This window comes from Micromonospora arborensis, from assembly GCF_003205615.1.
Lineage (GTDB): Bacteria > Actinomycetota > Actinomycetes > Mycobacteriales > Micromonosporaceae > Micromonospora > Micromonospora arborensis.
In genome coordinates, this window is record NZ_PYBV01000178.1 from 1 (window position 1) to 435 (window position 435).

Consider the following 435-nt stretch of genomic DNA (forward strand, 5'->3'; position numbering starts at 1 on the left):
CCGACCGAGGGCGAGATCATCTTCGACGGCACCGACGTCCGCTCGCTGAAGGGCGAGGCGATGCGGCGTGCCCGCCGCCGGATGCAGATGATCTTCCAGGACCCGCTCTCCAGCCTCGATCCGCGGCAGTCGGTGGAGTCGCTGCTGGTGGAGGGGCTCAAGGCGCACGGGCTGGCCGACGACAAGGCAGAGACGAACCGGCGGCTGCGCGAGACGCTGGAGGCGGTCCGCCTCCCCGCGTCGTCCCTGAGCAAATACCCGCACGAGTTCTTCGGCGGCAAGCGGCAGAGGATCGGCATCGACCGGGCGCTGGTGCTCAACCCGGACCTGATCGTCGCCGACGAGCCGGTCTCCGCGATGGACGTGTCCATCCAGGCCCAGGTGCTCAACCTGCTGGAGGACCTGCAGAACGAGCGCGGGCTGACGTACCTGATC

At 69.0% G+C, this 435-nt stretch carries 1 protein-coding gene; it reads left to right on the plus strand.

The genetic code is table 11. The features are described from left to right. Positions 1–435: ATP-binding cassette domain-containing protein (locus C7C45_RS33335; protein WP_146247514.1), on the plus strand; the 435-nt coding region annotated here is incomplete at both ends.